We start from the raw sequence: 11,900 nt of genomic DNA, 5'->3' as shown, positions 1-11,900 counted from the left end.
GTTTGTAATAATGATGTAGCAAAAACGTTAGTTTAACTTATAAAAACAATAGTTTTGCGGCCCGTTTATTGCTAGCGGAAAGTGATATTATTTAACTAATGGATGTAGATCATCCCTACAAAAGAAAATTATGGACAAATTTAAAAAAGTGCAAGATTTAATCTCTTCAGTTGAAGCAGACGTAACCAAATTTTATGATGGCGGTAATGCAGCTGCTGGTACACGCGTACGTAAAGCTATGCAAGACTTAAAAGTTCTGGCCCAGGAAATCAGAGCTGAAGTAACCGATAAAAAAAACAGCGCAAAATAATTTACCGCTTAAAAGAGAGGTTATATCATAAAAGTGATGAAGTTTTATGATATAACTCCTTCTTCCTGATCTCGTCAATCGTGTCCTGCACGTTATGTGATACGAAAACCTTATTTGCTTCGTTTGCTGGTTACCAGTTTATCAGCAAAAAAATCACGGAAATCATTATAGTACAGATCGCCAACGGTAAAGCTGGTTTGGTTAGAAAGTGTGATCCTTGTACCTTCAACATGTGAGATATGATTGATGGAAATAATATAACCTCTGTGCAATTGAATAAAGCCTTTTTCTATATTTAGCTGCTCTTTAACATCTTTCAGGCTTAAATAAGCAATAATCACTTTTTCTGTTGTATGTATTTTGATGTAGTTGTGAAAACTTTCAAACGCGATAATATCTGCATATCGTACTAAAACAGCTTTATGTGCTTCAGATTTATTCTTGACGAAGAAGTAGGATTCCTGCGCAAAATCTTCTATCTCCTCTCCAAAAACACGGTTTAGCGTTAAGGCAAATTTAGCATAGCCGTAAGGTTTGAGTAGATAAGCATCTGCCTCTGCTTCGAAAGCTTCATAGGCATATTCCGCATGCGAGGTAGTAAAAATAAGTTTTCTGGTTTTGGAGCGGATTGCTTTAGAAAGTTCAATGCCTGAAAGCTGTGGCATTTCAATGTCCATAAAGATTACATCTACCAGATCGATATTTTTGAGTTCGCTCAAAGCTGCCATCGGATCGGTGTAGCTAGCCAGGAGTTCCATATTTGGCGTATCTGCTATATATTTTTCAAGACCCAATATCGAGTTTTGCTGGTCATCAATGGCTATACACCTAATCATTTGTTAAACTCCTTTTGCATATATAACGAAATTACACCTTTTCGCTCTGAAAATAGAAAATTTATCCTGTATTACCTTGAATTTTCTTCTTTAGATGTAATTTATATGATGAAAATTACATTATTGTATGTCAGGGACCCTTTCAGCTTTCGTAATTAACAGAATTCATAACTGCATTAACCATAAAAATTGAAGGGAGTAGATGAAAGCCAGTTTAATTGATATTTATTTGATTTGTTCGAAAGGCGGCAATATAAATGATATGAAATACCGGTAGAAATGGCGGGGTATTTTGATAAGCAACGGTGGATTCGATTACCAATTTCACCTATCCATAACGAAAATACACCGATCTATGTAAGTTAGTGCTAAAAATGAGTGCAGAATGCGATCTTAGTTTGACCTAAATGAAAAATGCCTCAATTTTTAATGTATCATTTTCATCTTGAAATTGATCACCATACTAACATCTACCTATTAACTCATCAGGTTTAAATTATCTCTCTTTCCTATCTAAATCAGCGCTCTTTTTTAGATGGGAATTTTTTATCCTTCAGGCCTTTTGCCGAAATTCATTGTACATCTGTTAATACGAATAATAGAATGGCTGTTTTACACAGATGTTATTATAATATCCTGCGGAGTCCATCTTTCTATATCTTATTAAAAGACCCCTAAATAAACGCCTTTAGGTAATTTTGTCCAGGTTTATTTCAGGTTGGCACCCTTTAAGCCAAAGGCCCGTTCAGCACGCTGTAAGGCCAGTGAATAAACGATTACCTGACAGTTGAGCATTGTTTTCTCAAATAGCTGATCATTAATAATCATCCTTATTTAGAATTAATATAAATAATAATATTATATTTGTCTGGTAAGTGATTAAATGATAACCGACCTGAAATGATTGTAAAGGCAAGACTAGCACATCAAAAAGATTTTCTGTTTAGCGAAGAAATTCCAGATCGGTATGTGCCTGATCATCGATTGTCAGAAAAATCAATAGCCATTAAGGATGCTCCCGTAGCCATCAAAAACTATCAGCTATCTACAAATGGCCTGTTCCTGGTGCACGCCGAGATGAAATTTGATGGTCCGGCCCGCATCCTCACTGAAGTAGAAGGAGAGGCCATCACCTGTCAGTTTATCTTTAGCCGCAAAAATACTTCGGGAATAGGTAATCCATCAGCTAAATATGGATTGAGCAGACATAACATCAGATATATCCCCTCGGCAAAAGAAGCTTATGATGTGAAACCGGATGCAGAGTTTGTATATTTTTTGATTGTTCTTTCTAAAGATTATTACCTCCGTCTGGTTGATCTGTATTCTCCCTTACATGAACAGTTTGTACAGGAAATGGAAAAAGGAATATCAACCTCTTTTGCGGACCAGGATCTTTTTATGACACCCGAAATGTACAGGGCGATTGATGCCATTATTACCTGCAGGCAGGACGGAGAATTGAAACGTTTGTTTACTGATGCACGCATTACCGAGCTGATTATGTATCAGCTGGAGCAATTTAGTCAGCACCTGCAGGGCGGCAGGGAACCGCTGCTTGATCGCGATATTCCAAAGCTGGAAGAAGCCCGGGAAATTCTGGAGCGCGATTATATCAATCCGCCAACCCATAAGCAACTTTCAAAGATGATATTGCTGAACGAATTTAAATTGAGAACGGGCTTTAAAAAATATTTTGGCAGTACCATTTACGATTTTGTAACCCGCCTGAGGATGGAGGAAGCCAAAAGGTTGATTTTAGAGGAAGGAAAAAACATGTACGAAGTAGGCGTAAATATCGGTTTTAAACATCAAGCCAGTTTCACCAATGCTTTTAAAAAGTATTATGGGATTTTACCTAGCGATTTGCGGCTCTGATTCGATAAGCTGGGCCCCGTATTCTTACTTTTTGTACCGTTAATACCAATGGCCTGGCTTAGTTTTTATGAAAGTAATAGTGGATGCAGAAATGTCGTTTTCAAAATGTTGCTATCAGGATAGCACGATTGGCCAAATGAATAATTAGATTGTCGCCAATTCATCGATACTGGTATTTGCCAAATTATAAATGGGCTGCCCTGCAGCTTGCAGGTTAGAATTGAACTTTGCGGCATCAAGTTTAATTTCTTTAGGTACGATAACTGTTTTTAAACTGCTTTGGTCTGTATATGCCTGGGCGTGAATGCCGAATGCCGTATAAATGTGCTGCGGTGTAAGCACCTGCGCAGGGGTGCCATCCCACCATTTGCGGCCATCTTTTAAAATGATCAGCCGGCTGGCATATTGGGCAGCAAGGTTAACATCGTGCAGTACCACAATAATCATATAACCTTTTTTAGCCATCGCAGCAGCGATAGACAGGGTTTGATGCTGAAACTGCAAGTCCATATTGTTGGTCGGCTCATCTAACAGCAATACAGCATCCGGGTTATCCCACAGTTGAGTCAAAACCCTGGCCAGGTGTACCCTTTGCTGCTCGCCGCCTGAAAGGCTAAGCATCGAGCGGTCTGCAAAATCAAGCAATCCGCAAAGTTCCATCGTTTCTAATACCGCAGTCTCGTCGTTTTTTGCAGATGGTAAGCCTTTAAAGCCATACCTCCCCATCATTACTACTTCTTTGACGCTAAAAGCCATGGTAACCGGGTTGTGCTGTTGCAGGTACGCCCTTTTGGTGGCCAGTATCTTTCGCTTATAATCCCGAAGATCATCTCCATATAGCATAATGCGCCCGCTCTCGGGCTTCCTCTCACCAGAAAGTAAGCGCATCAGGGTAGACTTTCCGGCACCGTTCGATCCTAAAAGCGCAACCATTTCGCCCGGCCTGATGCTAAATGATATGTCTTTTAAGAGGGGCCTCTTGTTCAGTTTATAGGTAATGGATTCTACTCTAAGCATAAACCGGTAATTAATTAACTAATTTCTTTTTGTCTTTAATGAGGATGTATAGGAAAACGGGACTACCCATCAGGGCAGTAACCACGCCTATTGGCAATTCGATAGGCTGTACGATTAATCTCGAAACCAGATCTGCCACGGTGAGTACCAACGCGCCCATTAATGCTGAAACCGGAAGTACAAAACGATGGTCTACCCCGCCAATTAAACGTGTAAGGTGGGGGATAAGTAAACCGATAAATCCGATAATGCCCGAAACGGCAACCGAAGCACCTACGGCCATGGTGGCCATTACCACGACCAGGATTTTGATGCGGTGGGGGTTCAGGCCGATCAGCTCAACCTGGTTTTCGCCAATGGCAAACAAATTTAAACCTTTGGCTAAAAACGGGAGGCCAAACACGGCAATACATACGAAAGGAAACAAACAACCTACATTTTGCCAGGTGGCACCGCCCAGGCTACCCATCATCCAGAAAGTAATACTCCTCAGCTTCTGCTCATCGGCCAGGTAGGTAACCAATCCGGTTAACGCACCTGCCATGGCATTAATTGCAATACCGGCCAGCAACATGGTCGGAACATTGGCCTGTCCGTTAACCTTCGAAAGGTTGTACACCAGCATAGCCGTAATTCCTGCGCCGGCAAAAGCACCAAAGGCCAAAAGATAATAACCTAAGAGCTGGCTTAAACCAGAAAATAAAAAGGTTTCAAAAGCAATAATCAGTACTGCCATCAAAGATGCACCTGCAGATATACCCACCAGTCCCGGCTCAGCCAGTGGATTCCTGAATATACCCTGGATGGCTGCCCCTGAAACGCCCAGTGCAGCACCAACCAATATACCCAACAAGGTACGTGGTAACCTGATCATCATAATCACGCTTTGGTTGATGCCGTGACCGCTATTTCCAAACAGCGTAAATCCCAGTTTATGGGTCAAGGTGTCGATCACTTCTTTTATCGGAATGCGCATGGCGCCTGAAGCAAGCGAAAAACAGATGGAAACCAGTAAGCCTGCGCTGAGTAATGTATATATTGATAACCGTCTCATTGGAAAATCTGGCTGTTTAAGGCTTTAATGGCTTCAGGTAAACGATTGCTAAAATTGATGAGCAGTGGACCATTCATCTCCACAATCCTTTTGTTTTTTCCGGCGTTGGTATAAGCTACACCAGGGAAATTTAAAAAAGATTCCTTTCCACCTAAACTCTTTAAACCAAAATCAAACATCAGAATCACATCTGGATTGCTTTTAATCAGCGCCTCTGTGGTGTAAGGTTTAAAATCGCTAAACTCCTGTATCGCATTTTTGCCACCGGCCAGTTTGATGAGGGCGTCTATGCTACTCCCTTTTCCGGCCACATTCATGGTGCCTACACCGCGCGCATAAATAAATAGCACTTTCGGCACCTTAATGCCCTTTTTTAACTGACTCAATGTATTACGGATTCGCAATGTAGTTTGCTGTGCAAGTTGTTCACCCCGGGCTTTATCTCCAATGGCTGCCCCAATCTGCCTGATGAATTTGGTTGCACCATCAACCGAAAATTCCTGGCGGACGGGAATTACGCGGATGCCTAATGACTTAAACTGGTAGAAGTTTTCTTTTGAAAAATCGCCTTCGGGAACCAGCACAAGATCTGGCCGATAGGCCATAATGGCTTCAACAGAAAATGATCTGTTCCTGCTTACTTTCGGCAACCTGTTAATTTCTTCGGGCCATACGCTGGTCACGTCTGTTGCCACCAAATACTTGCCATACCCTAAAGCATATACGGTTTCGCTAATGGCGCTGCTTAAAGTAATGATACTCCTGGCCTGCGCCTTAACTGCTTGCAGACCAATTGAGAAATAAATGATGAGAAGTGTGACGTAATATTTTTTCATGCTTAAACCTGCTAATTGATTGAGACAAAAAAAGTGTTTAATTAATCTAAATACAAGTATTTCAAATTGAAATTGAGTAAAACTGAATCAAACATTTTTGAAGAAAAAGTAAAGGATTTTTGTGTTTAAGTAATTGGTATTAAGATGTTTGTGTGTTATTTTCTTGAGGTTTTTCTGTCGATTTGTGCAAAAGAGGGATGGAAAAAATACGTTTTGAACAAAATAAAATACGGATTGCACAAATTAAAATACGGATTGCACAAACCATTTTTGACGCTTAATTGGGATGTTTGCAGTGTTCTTATTTAGAATGATTAAAAATAATAACGCTAATGAAAAATAAAGTATATCCCTATAAGATTAGCAAAAACACGCTTGCGGTAGGCCTGTTGCTTTTAACAGGGGCTTTTGCTTCCTGCAAGAAAGCTGAAATAGACCAAAATAATATTTTACAGGATGGTAAAAGCATCGTGATTACCGATCTGGCTGGCGATACGCAGGCGGCAATGGGTAGTGGGACTCCCGGTAAAGCAGTCCGGCCTTTTCATACTTTTCTTTTCCGATTGAGGGATCAGAAACAGATCTGGATCCGCAATGCAGCCGATACATTACAATGGTTAAAAACAAAAGATTGGGATTTAGCTTTTACAGGGCCATACAACAGTGAGGTTTATGTAAACGATAAAGCTTATCCATATAACCCTGGTTTTGGCGGAATGGCCAATAGTGCTGTGATCATGTTGGAACAAAGTTATGATGAAGTAGTCCAGGCGCCAACTGACGAGGCTTTTAATACCAGCGAGGTCACTAAAATTGGTTGGGCTTCATCATCCAGCTCCAACGGGTGGTTTTTTTACAGCCTCAATACGCATATTATGCAGGCGATTCCCAACCGTACCTACGCCATCAGGCTGCCCGATGGCAAATATGCCAAACTCCAGTTAATTAATGCCTATAAGGGCAATCCACCAAGTGTTACCGATTTAAACTGGCCTGCACCTTATTATACCTTCAGGTATTACGTGCAGCAGGACGGAAGCAAAAATTTACAGACCAGATAGAGAAGATGAGTACAGCGATTAACATAAACAAAAATTGTCTTAAATGGGCTTCAGCCTGTTTAATATGGGGTTTACTTTTTACTGGTTGCAAGAAAGAAGCAATCGTTTCGCCTGGGCCGGAAAAAGAACTGCCAACCCATACCGAAGGCGGTACACCGTATTATAAACTGCAGCGGATAGAAAATTTAGCCGTAGAAACGGATGATGCGAATCCAACGGTAGCGCCAACAGCTGTTTTGTTCAGTTTAGAAACCAGGGCCGTTGTTCCTTTATTGTATGCCAAAACCAACCGTTGGGATATCGGCTTTAGTGGACTTTACAACAGTTTTTTAAGTAGCAATAATGGTCAGTCTTCAAATAGTTTAGGCGCAGGAAGTACAGGTACGGGGGCGATTGCCATATTGCAAAAGCCTTTTGAGGAGGTTACCGATGTGCCGGCAGATGCTACGTTAAGCATCAGTAAAAGCATTGGTACAGACGATGAAGGTGATTTTGGTGAAGGAATGGGATGGTACCTATATGATTTTGGCGGTACCAGGAGAGGGGACGGAAGTTACAACAAACAGCATGTTGCTTATGCTATGCCCGAGAAACGTACCATTGTTGTCCGTACAGCCAAAGGCGATTATGCGAAGATCAAAATGATCAGCTGTTATAAGGATGCCTTTACTGCAGATAAATGGTTTAGGAACACGCCACACATGTATTTCACTTTCGAATTTGTAATGGTGCCAAAAGGAAGTACAAAATTCGAAATTAAATAAACACACACGCTATCAATATCCATATTAAAATGAAGAATAAACTAATGCAATTGCTTTGTATCGCATTAACCGTTGCCACATTTACCGCCTGCAAAAAAACAATAGGTCTGGAGCCCATCCCTGCAAATAAAATCACCGAGTTTAAAGTTGCCGTATCCGACGGAGATATTTTTGGTGCCATTGATGAGACCGACAAAACCATAACGCTCTATTTACCCTATTACTACGAACTGGACGTGATAGAGCCGGTGATCAAACTTTCGGCAGGGGCCAAGTTGAGTGAAACGCCTGCTCCGGTGGCGGTTTTGGATGCCCAAAAAACATATACCGTCATTGCAGCCGATCAAAGTACTTCTACCTACAAACTGATCATTAAACTTAATCAGATTTCTCCGTTGGCACTCACCGAACTATCCACAGTCACCAACACCTATACAATGGCAATTGGCACGTATGATGTACGGGTGCAAGGTAACTTTAATATCGCTGATGTTAAAAAGATCAAGGCCTACCTGGTAGATAAAACCCATAAGGAATATGAGTTGGCGCCTAGTTCGGCACTGGGTACACCAGGCGTATCGGTAGCCATGATCGGTGCTGTTAAAACTTATACTTATGGTTATTTACAGGTTCCGCAAACTCTGGATACCGGAACTTATAAGGTGAGGGTAAAAGTACAGGCCTTAACTGCAGAAATGAAATATCCGGTAAAAGTTGTTTATGGCAGGCCTGGAATTAATTACGGACCGGTTACCGTTAAACAGGGAGAGACGTTCAAGATCAATTCTTCGCAGACGATATTACATGATTTCAAAGAATTTTATATCATGGTAAACGGACAGAAAACGTTATTGCCCATTGTTTCTTACACCCGTACCGAAGCTACGATCCGTGTTCCTGATACCGTGCCGCCAGGCGTGTATACACCAACGGCAGCTTTTGGAACCTGGCCGTTGCTTAGCCTGAACTGGGCAGTTACTGTTACGGCCAAATAACATCCATTTACCATTATCCACTTGAAAAACGATTGGGGAGATTATTCCCATTTACATAACAAAAATCATAAATCTAAAAAAAATGAAAATGAAATTTTTAAAACTAACGTTCGCTGTTGCAACTTTAGCCATATTAGGAACTGCCTGTAAAAAAGATGCCGTTCAACCCGATAACAAACTTGCTTTACAAAATACAACTGCAGCACTTGCTGTAGGCGATACGGAAGCAGGTGTGGTCAACAATTCATCAACTTCACCTACTTCGTGGACTCCGGTTGGATACGATTTACTGAACAATGTAGTGGCAAGCACTGGTAACCAGGTTAACTTCGACAGCAACTTTAACGGGAACATTACCATTGCAGGTTCGAATAGCCTTGGTTATTACGATTCTCCATCAGTAACTAATGTTAGCGGTATTACTTTAGCTGATGTTTCTTCCGTTACATTAGGTGCAATAAGCACTTTGGGCAACAATACCAGTACAACTGTGGGCTGGTACAATTACGACAGGATTACGCGTACCATTACACCTGTGGCTAAAAGATATGCTGTAGTAGGTAACGGTTCAACTATTGCCGGTTCAACCCGACTTTATGTGGTTCAGCTTGATGGTATCACCACTTCTGGTACTTACAATACTACGGTAAACTTCCATACCAAGAGATTAAAATAAGGAATAGCGCTATCAAGGGAAATCTTTGATGGAATAGAAAAAGGGACGAAAACACGACTTATCGTCCCTAAAAATCATAAATAAACCCATAAGGGAATAATCCCAAATCGTTTTAAAAATATTAGCCTTGGCTAAGGCCATATTTGCGGGCTCTAAAAATGCAAATCTAACAATTATTGATTATGAATACAATATATAAACGCTTCTCTGCCAGTTCGTACTATCTTTTGCTTTTTTGCTTTTTTAGCATATTCAGTGCCTGCAAAAAAGAATATGAAGATTTTCCTTATGCTGACATTGTCAGTTTTACGGTAAAAGATGCCAATGGTGAACCAGTTAAAGCTGTAATTGATGATAAAAATCTGACCATATACTGGCCTTCAGGGCAGACTGTACCAGACCACATTACGCCTGCCATTGTGGTATCCGAAAGGGCAAGTGTAAGTCCGGCTTCAGGCCAAAGTGTGGCTTTTAAAGAAACGACTAAGTTTGTAGTAACGGCACAAAACGGTACAACCAAAGCGTACCTGATTAAAATGGTGATCAATCAACCACTGCTCAAAATAAATATTTCATCAGGTGTTTTGGTTTATAACACTAAAAATTTTGTAAACAGAGGTAGCAATATTAATGTTACCGGCGATAATATAATTGCCAGTAAAGAACAGACCAAAGCTTTTTTAGTAAATACTGCCAACAGTACGGAAAAAGAAGTTGCGATTGCAGCAATATCACCAATCGCACTCAGCGTAACAGTCGATAATACTGTGCCGGATGGTATTTATCAACTGAAGATTGTATCAGGGCTGAGAAGTGTGGTTTTAGAACGTTCATTCGGTGTTGCTAATGGCCGTCCGACCATTACACCTGTAGAATTAAGTGCCATAAAACTCACGTTAAAACTTGGGGAGGAGTTTGTGCTTACTGGTGCAAACAGGATTGAACTAATCAATAAATTTTCTATCCGCAATGCTGCCAATAAACAAATTTACGACTTAATGATCAAGGAAACCAAAACAGGTCAGTTAATCTTAAAAGTGCCTGATAATTTACCCACCGGTAACTATGATCTGTATAGCTATGACTATCCTGCGGGAGAATATTATGCAGCAGGGAGAATATCAGATTATTTTGACGACATGATTACCATTACAAACTAAAATATAGTGCAACGTTACATTAAGTTATATATCACGCTACTCTCGCTGATTCTAACGGCAACCTGTGCCTGTAAAAAGGAACAGGTTGCTGTTGATGAGGCCGACGAGATTATCTCGCCTACTACGGGTACGCGAAGCGAGTTTACGCTTGATTCTATCTTTTTATATGCCAAACAGGTATACCTGTGGAATGATGCATTACCCAGCTATGCAGAATTTAACCCGAGGCAAAAATATGCAGGGGTTGGTTCCGATATCACCAGTTTCAGGAAAGAGCTGTTTGATATTTCACAGCTAAAAATGAACACAGCTACGGGTACACCTTACGAGTTGCCGGTATATTTCGAAAATCCAAAATATTCCAATCTTCAGGTGGGGAAGCGTGTTCCTGGGAGCAATGCTAGTGTTACCAACCCCAACACGGCCGTGCTTGCCAATAAAGTAATCATCAGCGCAAATACGCCAGTTGCTTACCTGGCTTTGGCTTCCTTTCCCTCATTAAACAATACTAAGGTTGCTTTAGACCTGGCCTTTTCCGAATTCGCAGCAGCCCATCCAAAAGTTATGGTAATTGACCTGCGGAGCAACGGTGGGGGTTATCTGGAAACTGCAGAATATGTAGCCAATTTAATGGTACCCGCCAGCCTCAATGGTAAAGTGATGTACCGCGAGGTATTTAACCCATCCATGCAGAACGGTACCGCGAAAATACTGAAGCACCAACCTTATTTAGATGCCAATGGAAAAACGGCTATTTATAAAGGCCGCATGGCTACGATGGCTGATGTAGATTATACTATTGCGGGTAATACGTATAAGTTTAATAAAAAGGGAAATTTACAGACTATCCAGGCTGTTTATTTTATTGTTTCGGGCAATACTGCATCGGCTAGCGAAATGCTGATCAGCAGTTTAAAACCTTATTTTGATGTCAAACTGATTGGAGAGAAAACCTATGGCAAGCCCGTTGGCTTTTTCGGCATCAACATCGATCAATACAGTGTTTACCTGAGCAGTTTTTTGATTCAAAATGCTAATGGCTGGTCAGATTATTTTACAGGCATGCCACCGGACATTGCTGTGAAGGGTGCAGATAATCCTGTTTGGGGTGACCCGGCTGAAAGTTGCTTAAGTGCGGCCTTGCAACTGATTAACGGGACAACACAACAATCGATAAACCTAACGGGCGCAAAAGCTAAAATGATTACAGGTAAAAATGATCTTTCGCAACCCGTTGCAAAAGAAAGTATTATGTTCGAAAACAGGTTAAAGTTAAGAAAACAATAAGATAAGGCAAAAAAAGCTTAGCCACA

The 11,900-nt window shown here is 40.9% G+C and carries 12 protein-coding genes; 8 read left to right on the top strand and 4 right to left on the bottom strand.

The window, feature by feature from the left end; translation table 11 throughout:
• Positions 1-130: 130 nt before the first annotated feature.
• Positions 131-310 (top strand): histone H1, encoded by a 180-nt coding sequence (locus BM107_RS02275; protein WP_057933955.1) that lies wholly within the window; start codon positions 131-133, stop codon positions 308-310.
• 110 nt (positions 311-420) lie between these two features.
• Here BM107_RS02275 and BM107_RS02270 read toward each other — a convergent pair whose 3' ends face one another.
• Complete coding sequence (locus tag BM107_RS02270; protein ID WP_090979810.1) at positions 421-1,146, bottom strand: LytR/AlgR family response regulator transcription factor; 726 nt, start codon at positions 1,144-1,146, stop codon at positions 421-423.
• A 900-nt stretch (positions 1,147-2,046) separates the two neighbouring features.
• Here BM107_RS02270 and BM107_RS02265 point away from each other — a divergent pair.
• Positions 2,047-3,024 carry a helix-turn-helix transcriptional regulator gene (locus BM107_RS02265; protein WP_090979809.1) on the top strand — a complete coding sequence of 326 codons (978 nt, stop codon included), beginning with the start codon at positions 2,047-2,049 and terminating at the stop codon, positions 3,022-3,024.
• 144 nt (positions 3,025-3,168) lie between these two features.
• On the opposite strand, the gene BM107_RS02260 is transcribed toward BM107_RS02265, so the two are convergent.
• The 3 genes from BM107_RS02260 to BM107_RS02250 are packed head-to-tail and all read right to left on the bottom strand — an operon-like array spanning position 3,169 to position 5,931.
• Positions 3,169-4,041, bottom strand: coding sequence for a heme ABC transporter ATP-binding protein (locus tag BM107_RS02260; protein ID WP_090979807.1), 873 nt, complete (start codon positions 4,039-4,041; stop codon positions 3,169-3,171).
• A 10-nt stretch (positions 4,042-4,051) separates the two neighbouring features.
• Positions 4,052-5,095 carry a FecCD family ABC transporter permease gene (locus BM107_RS02255; protein ID WP_090979805.1) on the bottom strand — a complete coding sequence of 348 codons (1,044 nt, stop codon included), beginning with the start codon at positions 5,093-5,095 and terminating at the stop codon, positions 4,052-4,054.
• Positions 5,092-5,931: a heme/hemin ABC transporter substrate-binding protein gene (locus BM107_RS02250; protein ID WP_090979804.1), complete on the bottom strand. Its 840-nt coding sequence runs from the start codon at positions 5,929-5,931 to the stop codon at positions 5,092-5,094. Before BM107_RS02250 ends, BM107_RS02255 begins: the two co-directional genes overlap by 4 nt.
• Positions 5,932-6,263: 332 nt before the next feature.
• On the opposite strand from BM107_RS02250, the gene BM107_RS02245 reads away from it, so the two are divergent.
• The 6 genes from BM107_RS02245 to BM107_RS02220 all read left to right on the top strand — a co-directional run bounded on the left by BM107_RS02245 (position 6,264) and on the right by BM107_RS02220 (position 11,874).
• A complete protein-coding gene (locus BM107_RS02245) occupies positions 6,264-6,992 on the top strand; it encodes an HmuY family protein (protein WP_244278705.1) in 729 nt (242 codons plus the stop codon).
• A gap of 5 nt (positions 6,993-6,997) precedes the next feature.
• Positions 6,998-7,756, top strand: coding sequence for an HmuY family protein (locus tag BM107_RS02240; RefSeq protein WP_090979802.1), 759 nt, complete (start codon positions 6,998-7,000; stop codon positions 7,754-7,756).
• Positions 7,757-7,785: 29 nt separating this feature from the next.
• Complete coding sequence (locus BM107_RS02235) at positions 7,786-8,751, top strand: hypothetical protein (protein ID WP_090979800.1); 966 nt, start codon at positions 7,786-7,788, stop codon at positions 8,749-8,751.
• An 88-nt stretch (positions 8,752-8,839) separates the two neighbouring features.
• Entirely contained in the window at positions 8,840-9,427 is a 588-nt protein-coding gene (locus BM107_RS02230; protein ID WP_139222257.1) for a hypothetical protein, read from the top strand.
• 182 nt (positions 9,428-9,609) lie between these two features.
• Positions 9,610-10,587 (top strand): hypothetical protein, encoded by a 978-nt coding sequence (locus BM107_RS02225; RefSeq protein WP_090979796.1) that lies wholly within the window; start codon positions 9,610-9,612, stop codon positions 10,585-10,587.
• Positions 10,588-10,593: 6 nt separating this feature from the next.
• Positions 10,594-11,874 (top strand): S41 family peptidase, encoded by a 1,281-nt coding sequence (locus tag BM107_RS02220; RefSeq protein WP_090979794.1) that lies wholly within the window; start codon positions 10,594-10,596, stop codon positions 11,872-11,874.
• Positions 11,875-11,900 lie beyond the last annotated feature (26 nt).

The sequence above is a fragment of the Pedobacter suwonensis genome, from assembly GCF_900111825.1.
GTDB lineage: Bacteria > Bacteroidota > Bacteroidia > Sphingobacteriales > Sphingobacteriaceae > Pedobacter > Pedobacter suwonensis.
The sequence above is the reverse complement of the archived record's forward strand: the minus strand, read 5'-3'. Positions and strand labels throughout refer to the sequence as shown.

Excerpts from the sequence above, each read along its gene's own strand:
- BM107_RS02255 (WP_090979805.1), bottom strand. The coding sequence starts at position 5,095 with ATGAGACGGTTATCAATATATACATTACTCAGCGCAGGCTTACTGGTT.
- BM107_RS02245 (WP_244278705.1), top strand. The coding sequence starts at position 6,264 with ATGAAAAATAAAGTATATCCCTATAAGATTAGCAAAAACACGCTTGCG.
- BM107_RS02275 (WP_057933955.1), top strand. The coding sequence starts at position 131 with ATGGACAAATTTAAAAAAGTGCAAGATTTAATCTCTTCAGTTGAAGCA.
- BM107_RS02230 (WP_139222257.1), top strand. The coding sequence starts at position 8,840 with ATGAAATTTTTAAAACTAACGTTCGCTGTTGCAACTTTAGCCATATTA.
- BM107_RS02265 (WP_090979809.1), top strand. The coding sequence starts at position 2,047 with ATGATTGTAAAGGCAAGACTAGCACATCAAAAAGATTTTCTGTTTAGC.
- BM107_RS02250 (WP_090979804.1), bottom strand. The coding sequence starts at position 5,931 with ATGAAAAAATATTACGTCACACTTCTCATCATTTATTTCTCAATTGGT.
- BM107_RS02240 (WP_090979802.1), top strand. The coding sequence starts at position 6,998 with ATGAGTACAGCGATTAACATAAACAAAAATTGTCTTAAATGGGCTTCA.
- BM107_RS02225 (WP_090979796.1), top strand. The coding sequence starts at position 9,610 with ATGAATACAATATATAAACGCTTCTCTGCCAGTTCGTACTATCTTTTG.
- BM107_RS02260 (WP_090979807.1), bottom strand. The coding sequence starts at position 4,041 with ATGCTTAGAGTAGAATCCATTACCTATAAACTGAACAAGAGGCCCCTC.
- BM107_RS02235 (WP_090979800.1), top strand. The coding sequence starts at position 7,786 with ATGAAGAATAAACTAATGCAATTGCTTTGTATCGCATTAACCGTTGCC.
- BM107_RS02270 (WP_090979810.1), bottom strand. The coding sequence starts at position 1,146 with ATGATTAGGTGTATAGCCATTGATGACCAGCAAAACTCGATATTGGGT.